At 41.7% G+C, this 19,624-nt stretch carries 17 protein-coding genes; 6 read left to right on the top strand and 11 right to left on the bottom strand.

Annotated features, from left to right (window positions below):
• The first annotated feature begins 59 nt into the window (after positions 1-59).
• The 3 genes from MJX77_RS00850 (at position 60) to MJX77_RS00860 (ending at position 2,965) form a co-directional block, all read left to right on the top strand.
• On the top strand, positions 60-530 hold the full coding sequence (locus MJX77_RS00850) for a hypothetical protein (RefSeq protein WP_252060339.1): 471 nt from the start codon (positions 60-62) through the stop codon (positions 528-530).
• Positions 531-746: 216 nt separating this feature from the next.
• On the top strand, positions 747-1,625 hold the full coding sequence (locus MJX77_RS00855; RefSeq protein WP_199942592.1) for a homocysteine S-methyltransferase family protein: 879 nt from the start codon (positions 747-749) through the stop codon (positions 1,623-1,625).
• Between the two features lie 5 nt (positions 1,626-1,630).
• Positions 1,631-2,965, top strand: a complete 1,335-nt coding sequence (locus MJX77_RS00860; protein WP_107881073.1) for a basic amino acid/polyamine antiporter — start codon at positions 1,631-1,633, stop codon at positions 2,963-2,965.
• Between the two features lie 55 nt (positions 2,966-3,020).
• Here MJX77_RS00860 and MJX77_RS00865 read toward each other — a convergent pair whose 3' ends face one another.
• Positions 3,021-4,934: an esterase/lipase family protein gene (locus MJX77_RS00865; RefSeq protein ID WP_252060340.1), complete on the bottom strand. Its 1,914-nt coding sequence runs from the start codon at positions 4,932-4,934 to the stop codon at positions 3,021-3,023.
• Positions 4,935-5,083: 149 nt separating this feature from the next.
• A complete protein-coding gene (locus MJX77_RS00870) occupies positions 5,084-5,791 on the bottom strand; it encodes a YoaK family protein (RefSeq protein WP_151987128.1) in 708 nt (235 codons plus the stop codon).
• Between the two features lie 322 nt (positions 5,792-6,113).
• Here MJX77_RS00870 and MJX77_RS00875 point away from each other — a divergent pair, with 322 nt between their 5' ends.
• A complete protein-coding gene (locus MJX77_RS00875; RefSeq protein ID WP_013198670.1) occupies positions 6,114-6,389 on the top strand; it encodes a hypothetical protein in 276 nt (91 codons plus the stop codon).
• Between the two features lie 5 nt (positions 6,390-6,394).
• Here the strand turns inward: MJX77_RS00875 and MJX77_RS00880 are convergent, their stop codons facing one another.
• From MJX77_RS00880 to MJX77_RS00920, 9 genes are all read right to left on the bottom strand, one after another.
• Complete coding sequence (locus tag MJX77_RS00880) at positions 6,395-6,835, bottom strand: YbaN family protein (RefSeq protein WP_252060342.1); 441 nt, start codon at positions 6,833-6,835, stop codon at positions 6,395-6,397.
• Between the two features lie 28 nt (positions 6,836-6,863).
• A complete protein-coding gene (locus tag MJX77_RS00885) occupies positions 6,864-7,463 on the bottom strand; it encodes a biliverdin-producing heme oxygenase (RefSeq protein ID WP_081402120.1) in 600 nt (199 codons plus the stop codon).
• Positions 7,464-7,495: 32 nt separating this feature from the next.
• On the bottom strand, positions 7,496-8,416 hold the full coding sequence (locus MJX77_RS00890) for an energy transducer TonB (RefSeq protein WP_252060343.1): 921 nt from the start codon (positions 8,414-8,416) through the stop codon (positions 7,496-7,498).
• Between the two features lie 10 nt (positions 8,417-8,426).
• The gene (hsmA, locus tag MJX77_RS00895; RefSeq protein ID WP_502806537.1) at positions 8,427-9,917 is read right to left on the bottom strand and encodes a hemophilin secretion modulator; all 1,491 of its coding nucleotides are present in this window, start codon (positions 9,915-9,917) and stop codon (positions 8,427-8,429) included.
• A gap of 79 nt (positions 9,918-9,996) precedes the next feature.
• Positions 9,997-10,788, bottom strand: a complete 792-nt coding sequence (hphA, locus tag MJX77_RS00900) for a hemophilin HphA (protein WP_252060344.1) — start codon at positions 10,786-10,788, stop codon at positions 9,997-9,999.
• Between the two features lie 194 nt (positions 10,789-10,982).
• A complete protein-coding gene (hphR, locus tag MJX77_RS00905; RefSeq protein ID WP_286089231.1) occupies positions 10,983-14,156 on the bottom strand; it encodes a hemophilin receptor HphR in 3,174 nt (1,057 codons plus the stop codon).
• 139 nt (positions 14,157-14,295) lie between these two features.
• The gene (locus tag MJX77_RS00910; RefSeq protein ID WP_252060346.1) at positions 14,296-15,312 is read right to left on the bottom strand and encodes a FecR family protein; all 1,017 of its coding nucleotides are present in this window, start codon (positions 15,310-15,312) and stop codon (positions 14,296-14,298) included.
• Positions 15,313-15,834, bottom strand: a complete 522-nt coding sequence (locus MJX77_RS00915; RefSeq protein ID WP_114212174.1) for a sigma-70 family RNA polymerase sigma factor — start codon at positions 15,832-15,834, stop codon at positions 15,313-15,315.
• A gap of 136 nt (positions 15,835-15,970) precedes the next feature.
• Positions 15,971-16,861: a LysR family transcriptional regulator gene (locus MJX77_RS00920; protein ID WP_252060348.1), complete on the bottom strand. Its 891-nt coding sequence runs from the start codon at positions 16,859-16,861 to the stop codon at positions 15,971-15,973.
• A 187-nt stretch (positions 16,862-17,048) separates the two neighbouring features.
• Between MJX77_RS00920 and MJX77_RS00925 the strand changes: the two genes are divergently transcribed.
• Entirely contained in the window at positions 17,049-17,993 is a 945-nt protein-coding gene (locus MJX77_RS00925) for a dihydrodipicolinate synthase family protein (RefSeq protein WP_000050879.1), read from the top strand.
• Between the two features lie 172 nt (positions 17,994-18,165).
• Positions 18,166-19,551, top strand: coding sequence for an MFS transporter (locus tag MJX77_RS00930; RefSeq protein WP_252060350.1), 1,386 nt, complete (start codon positions 18,166-18,168; stop codon positions 19,549-19,551).
• The last annotated feature ends 73 nt before the right edge of the window (positions 19,552-19,624 follow it).

A 19,624-nucleotide genomic window follows, 5' to 3' on the forward strand; every position in this document is an offset into this window, starting at 1 on the left:
ATGAATTTCGATTCGTCCTTTTGTTTTTTAAGCCCTCACTTGAGATATTTAGATTCGCTATGACGCCTTTAAACTCATCATCTCGCCTCTTGTCATTTTGTTTTAAGCTCGTGCTTGTTTTGCTACTGGCCTATCTTTTGGTAAGCGGTTTTTATATGTGGATGATTGGCGGTACAGCCATTTATGTCAGCTCAGCGGTGTTATTTGCCATCACTGCTTATGCATTTAAGCTCGGCAAATATCAAAAGCTATACTCGGTTTTAAATGTGCTGATGAGTGCAGCCGCATTATATTTCAGTACTACTCATTTATTTTTCTCGCCTGTTCAGTTCTTTATATTTTTACCTGCGCTATTTTTTGCTGTGCTTGCTTTTATTTCTCAAAACAAGACTCGAAGCTTATGTAAGCTTTTATTATTAATCAGTTTATTGATTTGGTGTAACATACACTTTACACAACTTGAACAACTTAAAGCCTATTATCAAACCCAGCACACGGGTGAAAGTTGGCAACAATTTGGCGCGTTATAAGATCGTTTTTTATTCTATATTTTCAAATAAATACATACTCTTTTTCACATGAAGTTCATCAATAAAACTGAACATCGTCTACAGAAATCCTTTTAAGAAAAAATATTCATAACAATCTAATTTATTTAGAAATATATCGAGCATATTCGCGATTGAACACGGCTCATCTACACGCTAGATTAATCAAATATTTTTTCTCCCTTTATGTTGTAATTTATGAAGATTTTAGATGGCGGTTTAGGCCGTGAATTGGCCCGTCGTGGCGCTCCGTTTCGTCAACCAGAATGGTCTGCTCTTGCACTGATTGAAGCACCAGAAACAGTAAAAGAAGTACATCTCGATTTTATTAACGCAGGTTCAGAAGTCATTACGACTAACAACTACGCTGTTGTGCCTTTTCATATCGGACAAGAACGCTTTGAAACTGACGGCGTGCGTTTAATTCAAGTTGCAATCGAACAAGCAAAAAATGCAGTTAAAGAAAGCGGCAAAAATGTCAAAATCGCAGGCTGCTTACCGCCGTTATTTGGCTCTTACCGTGCAGACTTGTTTCAACCTGAACAAGCTAAAAACCTTGCTGAGCCAATCATTAACACATTGGCACCAGAGGTTGATTTTTGGCTCGCTGAAACTCAATCGTGCTTAAAAGAAGTCGAAACAGTGCATGCGCTATTACCAAAAGATGGTAAAGACTATTGGGTGTCATTTACCCTTCAAGATGAAATTAAACAAGAACAAGCGTTACTTCGTTCAGGTGAAAACATGCAACAAGTGGCTGATTTCATCAAACAATCAAATGCCAAAGCAGTGTTGTTTAACTGCTGCCAACCTGAAGTGATCTTGCAAGCAATTAAAGAAATTAAAGGACTCATTCCAGAGTCTGTACAAATTGGTGCCTATGCCAATGCTTTCCCACCGCAAGATGAAAGCGCTACTGCCAACGATGGTCTGGATGAAATTCGTAAAGACTTAGATGCTCCAGCTTATCTTGGTTTTGCTAAACAATGGCAAAAAGCAGGTGCAAGTCTAGTCGGCGGTTGTTGTGGCATTGGTCCAGAACACATTGCTGAACTTTCTCAATTTTTTAAAGAATAAATACCATGTCTGCTGCCAAAATTGGACTATTGTCTCTTACAGCGCTGGTCTTTAGTTCTATGGTGGGGTCAGGTGTATTTAGCCTACCCCAAAATATGGCTCAAGTCGCTAACGGCTCTGCCCTTCTTGTTGCATGGCTCATTACTGGGGTCGGCATTATTTTCTTGGCCCTCACGCTATTGCATTTAACGCGTCAACGCCCAGATCTTGACGGTGGTATTTATAACTATGCGCGGGAAGGTTTTGGCGACCTCATCGGGTTTTGCTCGGCTTGGGGCTATTGGTTATGTACCACCATTGGTATTGTCGGTTATGTGGTGATTGCCTTTTCAGGCGTTGGCATGTTTACCGATAGCAAAGACCATATTATTTTTGGTGAAGGCAATACGCTCTACTCTCTGATTGGCTCAAGCATTTTTGTATGGCTAGTGCACTGGTTAGTGAGTCGAGGCATTAAAGAAGCTGCGATTGTGAATTTACTGGCAACTATTGCCAAAATCATTCCAATGGTGGTTTTCATCTTCTTTACTTTCATTGCCTTTAAGTTTGATTTGTTCAAACTCAACTTAAATGACTTCTCTTTAAAAGTTCCGCTTTGGCAGCAAGTAAAAGACCTGATGCTCATTACCCTTTGGGTATTTACCGGTATTGAAGGTGCTGTGGTTTTATCATCGCGTGCGAAAAAACGTCATGACATTGGTAAAGCGACCATTTTAGGTGTGTTACTGGCCTTAAGTTTTTATGTCATGGTGACCGTATTGGCCTATGGTGTGGTGAGTCGTGAAGCCCTTGCTGGCATGCACAACCCATCAATGGCAACCATTTTGCAGCAACTGATCGGTTTACCGGGCACAATCGTTATTACTATCGGGCTTATTATTTCAGTTTCTTCGTCTTATTTAAGCTGGACTTTATTCGCCACTGAAATTCCATATTTGGCTGCAAAGAATGGTGCATTCCCGAAATTATTTTTAAAGAATAATCAAAACAATGTACCCATTTCATCACTTTGGCTAACCACCATTGTCGTACAAGGTGCTTTGATTGCGGTGTATTTTTTCAATAAAAACTACACCCAGCTTTTATTAATTTCATCAGTGATGATTTTGCTGCCTTATTTTCTGGTGTCGGCTTTTTATCTTAAAGAATCCATTCGCCATAAACGCACACCGCATATTGCCATTGCAAGTGTTGCTTCCATTTATGCACTTTGGTTGCTCTATGCAGCAGGATTAGATTTATTACTTCTGTCTGTAGTGTTGTATTTGGTCGGCTTGATTATTTTTTCAATCAGCTATTTTGAGCATAAAAAATCACTCAAACAAAATCAGCTTAATTAATCCTTTCAACCACTGTTGAATCATTTCAGCAGTGGTTTTCTAAAAACAAAAAATTCTATTTTAAAGGCTGTGACTGCTTTAAATGCAACCGTAAAATACGGCGTAATTCTAAAATCGCTTCTGGGGTAGTTTGAATTGAATGCCCGCCCTTAATAATGAGTTCCGACTGTTCACCACCTAAATGTGAACTTTGATACGGCACAATCCCATCGCTGCTTTTTAACTTATCAGTCGTGCCATTTATGTTCCCCATAATCGAGTGATAGACCACGCTGGACGATGGCTGAATGGCTTGCGTAAGCTGCATAAAGCTAGAAGAACGACTTAAATTACTCGCTCCGTTTTCAATTAAACCTTTTCTGAGCTTTGTGTTTTTCTCATCTCTCATTTCGACTGCAATAAAAAAGTCAGCTGGCAAACGAATAATACGGCGGGCAATTTGGGTAAACCATCGGTCAGCGTAATCAGTGCCATGATGCGGTGCCGAAACAAAAACAACGCGCTTAAAATAAGGCAAAGCTTTGAATTGAAAACGCTCTAGCACCACCGGATTTTCTTTTAAACGGTTTAGCTGAGCTTCATTCATTTTTTGCATGGCTTGCTCTGAAACATCGGCATTGCTTACTAAGAGGCGGCTAATCACTCCGCCCATACTATGTCCAACCAGCACTGCATCGTGTGCAGCGTAGCTATCTTTAGCAACATTTTGAAAAGCCTGATTCAGCAAGGAATAAATCTGAAAACGACTTTCAAAAATCGGCATATTGGTTGAATAAAACACCTGCCAGACTTGATAGTTATTCCTTAATTCGGCATCGCCCATAATGTCATTGGTTAGACTCACCCACGCCTCTGGGCTACTTGCCAAACCATGAATAAATACAATAATTTTCTTATTTGGGTTAAAGGGTTCTAACATATATAAATGCGGCATGATCAAATTGTTTTCTTTATTAATTAAAGACCAATAGCCTGCTGCACCTAAATTATATTTCGACAGCCAAAGCCCATAAGGCGCCGAATAGTTTGCAGTAAGCGGATAGTCCACACCTTCAACCTTTACGCGGTCTTGTCGATATGGATCAAACATCGCAATTTCTAAATCTGCTCCAGCAATGACCTGCTCTGCTGTGGCTTTTTGTTTTGGGTAAGCAATCGCAGTGACTGGAAAAAAGCGCGGTAAATGTATGTTCGGATTATTCTGGTGAGCGTAAAAAGCATCGGGGTCTAAAATGAAGCCGTGATTTACATCATTTTCTTTACGCCCAACAATAAACTCTGCTCCTAAACCATCCTTACGGTTAACGGTATTAAAGCCAGAAAAGTTCATGTTATAGCTAGAGCGAAAAGTATCGACTTCAATTTTTTGTACATCTACGGCATGGTCAAAATTGACGTGGTACTCATGCCCATCTGCTTTAAGCAGCGGTGGAAAACGATGCGTATTTAAATGATTAAAATACGTGGTCATAAGCTTCGACAAAGCCACGTTATAAAAAATACGTACCTGATTTTGGCGATGGTCAAATACCCGATCAAACGGTGATTCTTCAGAGTCAAATAAATAGACATAACTATAGCGCAAGCTTTTATCAAAAAGCGCTAACTCTTGCTCAATGCAACTACTACTTTTATTAATGACATTACATTGGCTATTACGTCCGACGTCTAAAGCTTTTGCCAAATAAATTTCACTGAGCGCAGCATAGCGTTCTTCTCGACTGCTATTTTCAGACAAACTTTGAATTTTATTTAAACAATCATCAAAATTTTGCAGACAAGATTTTTCACTTTTTTTAACTAAATACAGCAAGTTTTGAGTTTGATGACTTAAGGTGCCATCGGTCAGAATACTTTCATTCTTACTTTTTAAAGCATTACTTAAATTACTTTCTTTTAAATTAATGACCTGACAGCCACTGAGCAAAGCCATTATTGTTATGATTGAATAATGATAAGACTTTGTCATTGTGCATTCCTTAATCGAATGTATTCCCCATCTGGTCATTATGCCTGTAAAGCGGTGAACGAACAATTTCGGCTCAGCTTCCATTTTCCTTTATTGCGAAAAAAAGCCTGAACTCATTTTAATTCAGGCTAATTTGTTATTTTCTCTAATCAAGCTTGGTTGAACTTTTGCTGTGAAGCTAAATAAGAAAAATACAAAATGGGTAAGATAAACGGCGCTACACTCCAGAAGTCAAAATAGACATAGAGAATCGCTCCCAAGAAAGCACCAATTACAAACCCAATCACAATACTGGCACTTTTTAGAAAACTTGCCCGATTTGCTGCATTATTGTTTTTAAGCAAGTTGGCTATATCAATACCAAGCTGCGTGGTGTTGCCTGTCATCATGGTACTTGGGCTAATATTTTTAATGAGGGTTTTGCTTGAAGTATTACGAATAGCCAAAGCAATTAAACCCAACCCGCCTGTTACTGCAACTGTTAATGCATCCGGATTTTTAAATGGTTCAAAGTAAAGTCCTGCAACCATAAAGGCACATAGAAAAATAGCTTCAAATAAAAATAAATAAGACAGGGTTTTGTGCTTAACCTGACTACGGTCAATTAACAGTTTCGTGATCACAACTGTCAAAATAAATAGCGGAATAGCAGCAAGCTTAATCCATATGCCAGCGCCGCCTTTAACCCATGCAGCACCTGCCAATACTAAGTTTCCCGTAACATGCGCGGTAAAAAAACCAAACAGCGCAATAAAACCTATGGTATCAATTGCCCCACCCACCATAGTCAACAAAACAGGATCTCGACATATTGCCCAGGTACTTTCTGTCTCTTTTTGAATTGGGGTATCTGCCATATAAAATATCCTGTTAAATTAGAGTTTTAAAACAAGTAAGTTGTATATAAATGATTTAAAAAATAAGTAATACTAAAGTGTTTATGAAAACAAAAAATGATGTAAAAAAATAGAGTGTGTAATGTCGCAACACTGTCTTTAAAATGGCAACAATTAAAATTGAGTGTTTTTGAAACAATAAACGGTTCTCAACTTCAAATCAATTTGACCTCTAAAACTGTTATAACTATGATGAAGCCGCAAGTTAATATCAATTGGTTTTGAACCTGAAAAAGTTATGCCAAGATATGGATAATGAAAAACAACAACCAAGAGTAGATATATGTCACTTTATAATTTTTCAGTTTTTCTAGGTGGATTATTATTTGCATCTATTGCCTTCGCCGGTCAAAAAAATAATGCTCAACGTGATTTCTATTTAAAATGTATGGCAGCAGGTCATAGCCGTGCAAGTTGTACATGTATTTATCATCGTTTAGAGCGTCAATATTCCCCTAAACTCATGCATAAACTTGGCAGTTTAAGTTTACAAAGCCCTGAAGTACCGCGTGATTTTGTGAAAACTATGAAGCGTACTATGCAACAGTGCCAATCATAATTCTTTCATTTTTTAAGCCACATCCACACCAATACCCCTGCCATACATAAAATTGCCGGATAGACAAACCACGGATGTGGAATCGTCCAAATCATAAGCCCCGCAGCCAGACTCATACTCACTGTAGAGATATATTTTGCTTTTTTAGGAATATGCCGATGTTCTTGCCACTCACGAATGAGTGGTCCGATATAACGATGATTTCGAAACCATTGATGAAGTTTTTCAGAGCCTCGAGCCGCAAAGAACACAGCCAAAATTATAAAATCAACGGTGGGTAAACCCGGAATAAAAATACCCAATATGCCAAGCGCAATGCACAACCAAGCCAAACCAATAAACACCGAACGCGCCCAAACAGAACGAGCAAGCTTACTGACTGGTTGAGCGGGTGCTAACGACTGCTCATGTTTTACGATCACATTTACTTGATTGAGTTTGTCCATATCGGGTATTCCCTTTCTCCACTTTTTATTATTTCAATTCATCAAGCTGATCAAGCGCCTGACCAAAATATCCAAAGGCATCTAACGCTCCTTGAACGACTCGGTCTTGCTGGGTTTGGTCAAAGCCGGTTTCATCAAGTGCTTGTACAAAACGTTTCCAGACTTTCGCGCGCCCTTCGGGATAGGCCGCTAAATTACGGGCAGCAAACGTTTCAGAAAAACCCAAATGCTTTTGAGCTTCTTTAAATAAAAATGCAGCCCCTAAAGTTGAACCCTCAGACACATAAATCCAGCCTAAAGCTTCGGGTAGCTGTACGTTTTCACTCTGTAATTGCTGCCCGTTGGGTTGAATACCCAAATCATTTAAATCGGCAAGTGCTTGTTTTGAGCGGCCACGAATGTCGAGGTCCGGAATCAGTCCTGCCACACCCTCTTTTTCAAAAAGATGTTCAATTTCACGCTGAAAGTAATATTGAGACAACGTAAATTGCGCGTATTTTTCTTTACTTGAAAACACCTTTGCCTCTGACATTAATTGATGCATACGTTCGTGTTCAGCAGCAGTTTCTTGTTTCAAACGTAAAGACAAGCTGTTGCTAATGATTTGGTCTGTAGATGAGTTCATCATCTTTCTCCTGCAAAATGGATATCGCTCATCGGTTAACGGCCCCGATTGAGTTTGAGTTGGACTGGAAAATCCACAACAATGGTCACGGCTCGACCGTTAATTTTGTGGGGTTTAAATCTGGATTTACGTGTAGCTTGCATGACCCGTTCATCAAGGCTTTGAATGCCCGAACTTTGGCGTAATTGAATGTCGATCGGCTGCCCTTTTTCATTAATGCGAATCCGAAGCTCAACCAAACGATTTTGTTGTTTTAACTCGCGGTCATCATAGTCAAGCCCGCCAAAACTCAGCACATCTACACTACTCACCTGAACAACATCATCATGTTCAACTTGAGTACTCGGTGCTTTGGAATATTCTTGCTGCATTGCGGGTGTTTTGACCCCACCACTTTTAGCTTCGCTATTGGTGTTTTGTGGCAACTGCTCAGTTTGCGTTTGTTCAAGGTCTGTCGAACTCAGTTTTTTATCGGTATGAGTCGCCAGCCTTTCTGTACGCTGCGCTGTTTGAGACGAGGCTAAATTGTTTAAAGTCGTTTTTGGTTGTGCTTGCTGTTTGTCATTTAAATTATTTTGCACAACTTCTTTAGAAGCAGTTTTTGACGCTAATGTTTGAACATTTGTAGGTGTTTTTTTTGATTTTTCAGGTACTGAATATACCGAACTGTTTAAAATAGATTGAGGCGTTACACTGTTTTTAGGTTGGCTTTCAGTCTTTTCAGCCGATGGCTTTTTAGCAGACGCTAATGACACAAAACTTACTTTTAATGCATCTACTTTTGGCGATGCTTGAAAAGTATAAGGTTCAATTAAATGACTCAGCATCCAGACAACAAACACATGCAGGCCAATCACCACCACTACGGTTAAGCACTTATAAAAATGCTTTGGCCCTTGTGGTAAAGGCAACATAACCATTGGCTTATGTGTAGGGAATAATGATTTTGATTTCATGGCTTATTCCCTAAAAACGATGCTCAAGCTTGAGGCTAATGTTGTGTTTATCGTAGGAATACAGCCAATCGACATTGCTTTTATTATGGTTATAGCGATAGGTTAAATTAGGCGTCATGCCATAAAACTCAAAGCGCGGCATTTGCATAACAAAGGTATAGTTCTGTTCAAAATCATGACGGCGTGCTAAGAAAGTTTCCGCATATTTATCAAACAGGCGCCAACGGTAAGAGCTCAACAAAGTGGTGTTAAATCCTGTGCTCCAAGACTTGCTTAAGCCCAACCTCACACCTTGTTGTTGGTAGGCAGCCATATATTTTTCTTGGGTCGAATGGTCGAGCACATCTAAACCACCAAAAAAAGTCCACTGGTCTGGAAAAATCTTCCAGAAAGTAGCAAAAGCTGAGCTTTCTACCCCATCTAGGGTTTTATATTTCTGATAATTTAAATCTTTACTCTCAGCCTCAAGCTTGAAGGCTTTATCTGCCGAGATAAAATGCATCCACTCGGCACGTGCGCCCCACGCATTGTAAAGACCATCATTGCCATAACGTTTATGTTCAAATAGCGGACTCACCCCAATTTGATTTTTTAAGTCAAAGTAGCTGTAGCCGGCATTAATGTTAATAGTAGATTCATTAAATGCCGCGTGGTCGTTATAGGACTGTCCAAACGCCAGCGCACGTAAAGCCACGCCATGATGCCCCTTAATCGCATAGCGTTTAATCAGACTGGCTTCGTAGTCTAAACCCGTTGCCGACTCAGCTTTAGGCGTCCCACGGGTAACTTGCTCAATCGGGATAATATTACCTTTACTATCTTTGCCATAAAGCGTCCATGTTTTACTCTGTTCAGAAGAACTATTTAAATTACTGACATAGGTATAACCCGCTGAAACCGAGCCTTGCCAAGAGTCTCGTTTTTTTAGTGCTTGAACAAAGGTATTCACTGTTGTTAAAACTCCAGACGGAATTACAGCAGGGTCACTTTGTTTAAGTTTGTCTTGAATGGAAATAAAAAGGCGTGCTGCTTCCTTATTCTTCTGTTGTTCAAACAGCACGCGCGCTAACTCAAGTTCACCAATTAAATTATGAGGTTGTTGTTTTAGGCTGCTTTGAAATTTTTGTTCAGCCAATTTCAGTTGCCCCTGAGAACGTGCAACTGCCCCTTCGGCAAAGTCGGTTAAAGCCCGATCGTAGCCAACATATTTCTTATAATGTTCTAAATAAACCGTGGCTTTGAGCCACTGTTTTTGCATGACTGCCAAATATAATGCCTTGGCAAGATCATTCGGGTTTTGCTCAACACTGTATTCTTGTCCATTAATTTGAAGTTTAGGTAATTGCTCGGTACTACGAATGGTTCCCTGCTCATGAAACTGCCGCTGTTCTTGTAAAAGCGTTTGGTCCAAGCTTTGATTGAGACGAAGCTGTGTGTCTTCGTCGGCATATAAAAATGGACAACTCAACACAGTCAGACAGCACAAAAGCGTTCGTTTCATAAAACAATAAACCTGAAGCAACCAAGCAAAAGCCAAAAAAACAAAAGGAATCTACGTGTGTAGATTCCTTTTGCATTCATTAATTTTTAGCACCGCCAAATGCAGTGTTGTAAGACACGTTATCAAACTGGGCAATACCCGCTAAAGCCGAAGCATTTGCACCAAAGAATTGACCTTGCACCACACCAGAGTTGTCGACACCAGCCGTACCGTTAGCCGTTGCCAAACCTGCAAACGCAGCAGTACCCGGGTTAAATGCCACACCATCTAGGCTTAATGATGAAACAGCCGTACCTGTTCCGGTAAGCGTTCCTTCAAGTGTCCCCGCGCCATAATTTGCCGTGAACGTACCACTTAACAGATTGCTTCCAGAACCATTAATCCCTGCAACGGTATAAGTTGCAGTACCCGCGGTTGGAATAGTGGTATTGGTGTTATCACCCGCGTAGTAAACGGTATGGCTCGCGCTTGCCGGCGTGTCGCCCGCTTTCCACCATTCACCAAAATAGACTTCCTGTGTGCCCACCTGACCAAAGTTAAAATTACCTAATGCACTGTGTGAAGGTGGCATTGCAGACACTGGAATATGCGAAATATTAAAGGTTTTGCTGCCAACCGTTACATTGGTATTACTCGTTCCCTGAGCAGCAAAAGCCTGAGCCAAACCTTTTAACGAACTAAAACCTGTAAAAGCGTTATATGGTGCACCCGCAGCTTGAACCGACACCGCTGCTACACCACCCGGATGGCTTGCATTGGCAGCAGCACCGATTTTGATGTTACTTTCATTACTCGAAATACCATCAATACCTGCATAAGCAAATGCAGTTGAACAAGCAACAAGACCCAAGAACAATTGAGAGATTTTCATTTGTTGTTACTCCATCTTTTTTAAAACTAAGTTATTGTTTAATTTAAAATAACGATTTCGCTATTTTTAGTTTATTGAGTAGGCCCAGCTGCAAACCTACTCGGGCTTTTTTTGTAAATAATAATCATTCAATCTTATTATTTACCGTTACCTGACTCCCCTTTTATGTATGTGTAGAGGGAATCAAATTCTGTTTAAAATTTGGTGGTCCAACTAATTTTCATCGTTCGGCCGGGTGCGGCCATGGCACTACGGGTTAAAGGATCGATATAAAACTGGTTAGAAAGATTACTGCCGACAAACTCAACCGTGTTGTAGTCATCAACCTGATAACGTGCATAGGCATCAAAAATCCACGTGTCATCCCAAGCCAAAGGCACATTGAGGTAATAGCCTTTATTAACGCTAGCATCATTGTTTTTGCGTAGCGGGCTTTCATAAGCTTTATAAAATGTTGCACGCGCACCGAGCTCTAACTTTTCATTAAAAAAACGTGCGCCAAGCAAACCGTGGAAACTCAGTTCAGGTGTAGCCATGGTTACCAAGTAGCCATTTGGGAAACCATCATCGACACAACGCTGATACGGTTCACGGAACTCAAGGCCCTGCTCGGTTTGAACCGTACCACCTAAAATCATTTTGTTAATGGCACTATTGGTGTCACACACTTCATTTTTTAAGTTATAGGCCACGCTTAAGTCTGTGAAAAAACCACCATTATCAAAACGGCTTTGTAACTCTAGACCTGATAGCTTTTGCTCATCCATATTGGTAAAAATAAGGTTTTGGTCACGCTCAATCACATTTTTAGTTTTGTTGTAGTAATAGGCGAGCTTAATATCAGCATTGCGTGCTGTGCTGAACCAATCACGCATGTCATAGACATAACCCACTTCGTAGTTAAAAGCGTGTTCAGGTTTGATTACTTGATATGGCAACATGGCAGAAAAACCGACAGTGCTTTCAAACAAACTTGGTAAGCGATATTCCTCTGCATAGCGTGCATAGATTCTGCTGTTTGGCGTAAGATGAATTGAGGCGCCTAACTGCGGTGCCCAGCCGCTATCTTTAACTTTGTCGGCCGACTCAACCGGAACTTGGTCTACCACCGACATAAAGTTACCGCCAGTCACGACGTACTTTTGTCCAGAGGCATTGAGCTGGTTTAACGGATTATCGGCAAGCGACAATTGCCCATTCGCATCTGCTTTCCAGCTCAGCGTATTTTTCTGTGACCAGATCATGTTATACAACGTGCTCTCTGATGCAGGTACAGTATCGAGCTGCCCATCCCACTCAGGATTTTTTGTGGCATAGCGCTGTTTTAAAACATTGATTAAACGCTGCTGAGTCGAGGTGTAACTCTCAGGCATGGTCTGATATTCAAAGGTATATTCTTTAAGCCTACTTTTTTTGGTAAACAGCGGATTTAAACTCGGGTCAATCTCACTCTGCAAAGACTTATTTAAAAAGTCATCAACAGCCCAATACGAGCGATAACGCATACCCGCATCAAAACTTAACCAAGACAGCGGTCGATAATTAAAGTTAAAGTCGAACGTTTTTTCCTCACGGCGCCCTGCCCGTGGCAGTGCCTGATAAAGCGAATAACTTGGACCAAATTCGCCATATATATCGTCGGACGTCAGCTTTTCTTTTAAGAAACTTCCACCGAGCGTCAAATCAAGCTGGTCTAACAAACGAGTTTTATTACTGACCGTAATGCCTTTACGCGTATTGTCAGAATGGCTTATTGCCGTGTTAATAATGGTGTTATCTCGAAAGTCGATTGTGGTTGGCCACCCACCACGTGTGTATGTCTGGCTTTCGGTGTCGGTTTGCCAAATGTTGGCATAAAAATCAATCCAGCGATTATTCTCAGGCTTAAACTTATATTCGAGGCTATAGGCTTTAGAGTGAATATTGCTTAAAGGCCACTGCGGAACACCCAAGTCAGGGGTAATACCCCAAACAATCCGAGACGGCATAATTTCACCAAAAATATTTTTGGTATCTCGGTAAGTCAGCTTAAGAGTCTGGCTATCGGTTGGGCGATAGGTCCCTTTTAATAACCACGATTCCATATGACTTGAGGTGTTAGGAACTTCATCGCCCGGTTGATAGGCATAGGCAAAATAAGGAATAAAATCGAGGCTGCTGTCTGGCGTTGCTCGTTTATAGTAGCTCGAGCCATGTGTCCCTGAAAAATAATTGCCGCGCTCACGTACCGCATAAACTGCCAGTAAATCAAATTTATCTTGCTTGGTGGCTATTGCCAGTCGGCCCGCTAAGTCATCGCCCGAAAAATGAGAGTTATCACTTCTGGTCCGGTTCTTTTTATAAATATCGGGGTCATACTTTGACCCGTTCATGTCGATCCAAGGCGTTGTGTCATCGTAGTTTTGGCCCACTTTGCTCATGTCTGGCAAAGACGGATCGATTGAGTTGGTTGAGCCTTCTACTTTTAACTCGGCACCAAAAGACTTACCCGGACGAACAATGTCATCGGCCTCTAGCGTTTTAACGACTACACCACCGCCAACAGAAGTCGTGGTATTGCGCTCTAAAGATGGGCCTTTAATGACTTCAATGCCCGCAATAAGATTGGGGTCGATATAGTTTCGGTTGTTTACCCCGTTGTAACCACGCCACACCGCGATCGACTGTTCAGTGCCATCAATGGTTAAAGGCACACGGCCAACGCCCTGCACACCACGTACACTTGGGTCGAGCGCGCCACTGTTACGGGCATCGCCGCTATAGACTCCCACCATGCCTTGTAAAACATCGGCTGGGTTGGTTCCTTTAAAGCGTTCGACATAGTCTTTGCCCGCATAAACCGAAGAACGGTTTGCGTCATAAACTTTGTTATAGCCTTCTGTATCACGGTCTTCTTTGCCGTACACCACAATTGGCGTGAGTCGTACCGATGCATCTTCTTCAATTACGGCACTACTTGGCGGCAGGCTAGCGGCCTGAACCTTAACGGGAGTGGCGCGCGGTGTAGATTTTTTGCTGAGTGTGTAGCCCTGCCCAACTTTTACAGCATTAAATTCAGTTGATTTTAAAAGCTGCTCAAAACCTTGTTCGACTGCAAAGTTACCTTTTAAACCCAGACTGTGTAACCCTTGAAGTTGCTGGGCATCCATTGCAATTGAAGTACCCGATTGTTCGGCAAACTGGTTGATTACGTTAGCAAGGCGACCCGCAGGAATGTTATAGCTTTTCACTCCGGCTGTTTCTGCATAGGCCTGCTGCATAGGCAGCGCAACAAGCCCACCCATCGACACAGCATGTATGGCAAACGCCAGTGTTGAAAATCGAAAAATCGATCGATTCTGCTTTTGCCCCGTTCCCGCTTTTTTCATTTGCCCCGCCCCAGTAAATCGTAATAAGAATCATTCAATAAAACAAATTAAAATGATCCATATTTATTGCTTCTACTTACTATGACGAACGACTTTCAAAAAAGTGGAACCTAAAATCGAAAATAAATTTAATTTTTTATTATTTTAAAGAAACCATGACCACAAACGGCGTGATTTGCTTAATTTTCAGGTCAGGAAAAACCGTAGCCAAAAGCTTAAGTGATTCTGTGGTTTGGTCTAAAGGCAACACAGCATTGACTCGCACATGTTGCAGTGCCGCATCATTAAAAATAATTTTGCCTTTGTAGTTGCGGTCTAGCTCTTGTAGCACTTGATTCAGTGGCAAGTTTTCTACCATGAGTTGATGCTTTTGCCATTTTTGTTGTTCGTTATAAACATTCAGTGCAGGCAGTTTTTGTACGCCATTTTTGTCCATTTTAATGGCTTGACCTGCCTCGACAATAGCCTGACGAGTCGCATGCAATTGAGTGGTTTTAACTTGCGTGGCTTCTACTTTTACCTTCGAGTGCAACATGTTGAGCTCGGTTGCTGAGGGGTCATAACTGACGCTAAAAGCTGTGCCGAGTGCCTGAATTTGTCCATGACTGGTTTTGACCAAAAACGGTCTAGTCTTATCTTTGGCAACATCGACATAAATTTGACCTTGCACCAGCTCAACCACTCGCTGGTTGGTTTTAAAATCAAGATTAACTGCACTTTTACCACGTAAAATTAAACGTGAGCCATCTGTTAAGGTTTGCGTGGTCCACTGCCCCGATTGCCCTTGAATGTCGGCCGTAACATAGGCCACAGTGGTTTCAGTTAAATAAAATAACGCCCCACTCATGGCAACAAACACAACGGCAAAAGCTGTTCCTGCACGTAAATGTTTATAGGTTTTTCCTGAGCTTAGGCCAGCTTTAAGAGCGACTTTAGTAACTTTTTTATGTCCGCTGGTTTGAGAAAGTTTTTGAATTGATCCAATACACTGTTCAATATCGGCAGCCACTTGGCGATGTTGCTCACTGGTTTTTTTCCACTCTTCAAATTTTTGTTTGGCGGTTTTTCGTGAGCTTTCATCATCTGAACTCAGTTGAACAATCCAATGCGCGGCTTCTTCAACCAGTTGGTGATGCTTGCTTTTATCCATGGCCATTTAAATGTAAGCGTCCATGTCTTGTCTGTTTTGGTAGCACTGAATTAAACAGCTCGCCAAATATTTTTGAATCATTTTGGTCGACACATTTAAACGTTCGGCAATTTCTTTATGGGTATAGCCTTCGAGGTAATGCAAAATAAAAGCTTGCTGTGCTTTTTCAGAAACGCCTTCGAGTGCTTTGCAAAGCTGGTTAATCGCTTGAATAATTTGCATCTGGTCTTCGGGTGAAGCCACTGCGTCAAGCATATATTCCATTTGACTCAAGCCATCTAAATAGGCCTGTTCAATGCGTTTACGGCGCACTTGGTCAATGAGCAGGTTTTTAGCAATCGACGTCAAATAGGCGCGCGGTTCCTTAATGCCGAATAGCTCGTCTCGGGTTTGTAGCAGTTTAATAAATGTGTCCTGAACCAGATCTGCGGCCTGATCAGTATTACCTAATTTTTGTCTCAACCATTGGTGAAGCCAGCTTTGGTGACTTCTATATAACTGATCTACAAGCAAAGAAGTTTTGTTCACAGCAATTGGACTCAAAACAAGGAACTTATAAATGATAATAATTATCATTTAAACAAGTCAAGCAATAATTCAAGTAAAACTTAAATCACTGTTTAATAAATTGAATTAATTACCCGCTCGCTTTGCTGCACTTCTCTTAAAGTAAATCGGCAAGATTTCTAATTTCTTCCATCACCGCTTTACACGCAGGTGTTAAATAGCCATGTTTAGAAATAGACAAAGAAATATAACGCTTGAGCGCAGGGTTAATAATTTTTGCAGCTTGAATTGGGGTGTATTGGCTGGCCTTCTTTAACGCTTGCGGCCCCAACATGGTGTACATGCGAGACTCGGAAACCAAATGGGTTTGCAAACTAATTGAGTCCGCTTCAAACACAATATTCAGCTCTACCCCATTTTCATAAGCCATGTGGTCTAAAAAGTTCCGCCAGTTACTTGGCCTGCAAAACGTGACCAGCGGTAACTGACTTACCTTTTTAAATTCGACCTCATTGGCCTGAGTGAGCATATCTCCTTCACAGCCGACCAAATAAGTATCGGCTTCGGAAAGGTAAACATCGCCATGTTTAGGCGTTGGGTTGAACCGATAGAGTATGGCTAAATCAACGCTGCCATCTTCAAGCCATTTTTCTAAATGTACCCCTTGTCCTTCACGCACCGACAGTTTAATTAGGGGATATTTCTCTTGAAGCACTTTATAGAGGGTCGATAACAACGGATGTGCAGTAGACGGCAAACTGGCTATGCGCACCGTACCAATTGGGGTATCGGTCGAGTGCAAAATTTCATTATTGAGTTGATCGGTTACGTTCAGCCATGAACGAATTTTAGGAAGTAAATGCTGGCCTAAATCGGTGAGTTCGACGCCGCGTCCAGTTCGGTTAAACAAACGACCGCCACATTGGGCCTCAAGTTCGTTCATTTGCCGACTGATTTGCGGTTGGTTGGTGTTATGCAGCATGGCGACTTTACTTAAGCTACCGAGTTCCACCGCATCTAAAAATATTTTCCATAATTCATAATTCATCGATTCTTCCTAAATCGTAAATAGGCAGTATTTTGAGCTATACATTTTCAGTATAACTGAAATTCAAGAATTGGTAATTCCTACATAGCTCACCTATTTCTATACTCCAATCATGTTCTCTACAACACGATTTAAGTCAGATTAAGAACCAGAGAATATTTAATTACACTGTATAGGAAGTACGATTATGAGTTTAGATTTACGTGGATTAACCCCAGCACCTGTGACTCCTTTTACCCGTGACGGACAAGTAGACCATAATGCAATTCAACGTTTAGGTTCATGGTTAGGCAGTATTGATGGTGTGAAAGGCTTGGTTGTTCTTGGGCATGCAGGTGAAGGAACATTCTTGTCGCAAAAAGAACAAATGCAGGTCATCGAAAGCTTTGTTAAATCGGTAGATGACAAAATTCCCGTAATCGCTGGGATTACGCTCGAAGGTACTTCGGTTGCAGCAGAAGAAGCAAAACGTGCAGTCAGCGCTGGTGCTTCGGCAGGTTTAATTTACCCTTCACATGGTTGGTTGCGTTTTGGCTATCAAAAAGGCGCACCACAAGACCGCTATAAAGCGATTTATGAAGAAAGTGGTTTGCCATCTATTTTATTCCAATATCCAGATGCAACGAAGGCCACTTACGACCTAGAGACTCTACTCGATATTTCTGCACAGCCAGGTGTGTTTGCCATGAAAAATGGTGTGCGTAACATGCGCCGCTGGGATGTGGAAATTCCGATTATTCGCCGTGAACGCCCAGACTTACAGGTGTTGACGTGCCACGATGAATATTTGCTTCACACCATGTTTGATGTAGACGGTGCTTTGGTTGGCTATGGCAACATTGCCCCTGAACTGTTAATTGAAATGATTAAAGCAGGCAAAGCCAAAGATTACGCTAAAGCTCGTGCGATTCACGACCAATTATTACCAGTGACTCGCAATGTTTATCACCGCGGTTCACACATGGAAGGCACGGTCGCGCTTAAACATGCATTGGTTGCTCGCGGAATTTTGGACCATGCCACTGTGCGTTCGCCACTGCTTCCACTGGCAGATGGTGCTGAGCAAGAAATTCATGATGCAATGCGTCAAGCCGGAATTGGCAAGGTCGATTTAACGCAAGCCGTTGCTTAAATTCTATTCGGGCTAGCATGTACGCTAGCCTTTTTTTCCTGTACGCTGCCTGAGGCAAAACATCGGGCATGTCTCTTAAAAACAATAATAAAAAGCATGCAAACTGTGGTGAACAGGTAGTGCGAAATAGAACAAAAAAACTACGAGGAATGTAGTAATAAGGAGATAGAAGATGACAAATCTAGCGGATGTAGAACAAATTAGTCATCATCAAAAAAATGCGGAAATTATTGCAAGACTTGAACGGCTACCCGTCACTGGTCGATTGCAATTTATGCGTATTACCATTGGTATAGCGACCTTTTTTGACGCTTATACTGTTCTTGCAATTGCCTTTGCTTTACCCCAACTCATTACCGAATGGCACCTGACGCCTGCCTATGTCGGTGCGATCATTGCCGCGGGCTATGTTGGGCAACTGGTCGGTGCGATCTTTTTTGGTTCTCTTGCCGAAAAAGTCGGTCGTTTAAAAGTGCTGTCTTTTACCATTTTACTGTTTGTGGCAATGGACATTGCTTGTCTGTTTGCTTGGAGCGGAATGTCGCTGTTAATTTTCCGTTTCTTGCAAGGTGTTGGTACAGGTGGCGAAGTGCCTGTTGCGAGTGCCTATATTAATGAGTTTATTGGTGCAGAAAAGCGCGGTAAGTTTTTCTTGCTTTATGAAGTTTTATTCCCACTTGGTCTTATGTTTGCAGGCATGGCAGCATTTTTCCTGATGCCAATTTACGGCTGGAAAGTCATGTTTATTGTGGGCTTAGTTCCATCTTTACTGGTGATTCCTTTACGGTTTTTCTTGCCTGAGTCACCACGCTGGCTTGCTTCCAAAGGCCGTTTTAAAGAAGCCGATCAAGTGGTTAAAAGCTTTGAAGATGGTGCTATTAAAAGCGGTAAACCTTTGCCTGAACCTGTCGTTAAAGAAATTAATCCGCAAGGCATGGCAAAAACCGACTGGCGTGAGCTGTTCCGTGGCATTTACCGCAAACGGACCTTTACCCTGTGGGGCATGTGGTTTTGCGTATATATGGTGAACAATGCCATGGTGACTTGGCTGCCATCTCTCTACAAACAACACTTTGGCCTGTCACTTCAAACCAGTTTGGGTTATGGCTGGATTACTTCGGGCGTGGGTGTAATTGCCTCTATTATCTGTGCGTTAATGATTGATAAAGTTGGCCGCCGCCCTTGGTACAGTGCAGCGTTTTTCTTGGCGATCATTCCACTCATGAGTCTCTCGGTTTTAGGCGCAAAATCGGCGATGGAAGTTGTAATTTTCGCAACGATTAGCTATGCCATTTTGCAGACCATTTCATTCTCTTTATACCTTTACGCTGCTGAACTTTACCCAACTCGCCTACGTGCAATGGGCATTGGATTTAGTACCGCTTGGCTCCGTGCCGGCTCTGCGATTGGGCCTGTTATGGTGGGTCTCGTTGTTGGTGGCTATGGCATTCAATATGTGTTTAGTGTGCTGGCGGTTGTGGCGCTCATTGGTGGCCTTGTGACCTTCTTGTTTGCCATTGAAACCAAAGGCCAAGTACTCGAAAAACTCTCTCCTTAATTCATCCATTTCATAAAAAGCTTGCCTAACCCAGCGTTAGGCAAAGGGCTTATTCATGCTTAAAAAAGGAATT

This window comes from Acinetobacter sp. AHP123 (assembly GCF_023757925.1).
Lineage (GTDB): Bacteria > Pseudomonadota > Gammaproteobacteria > Pseudomonadales > Moraxellaceae > Acinetobacter > Acinetobacter oleivorans.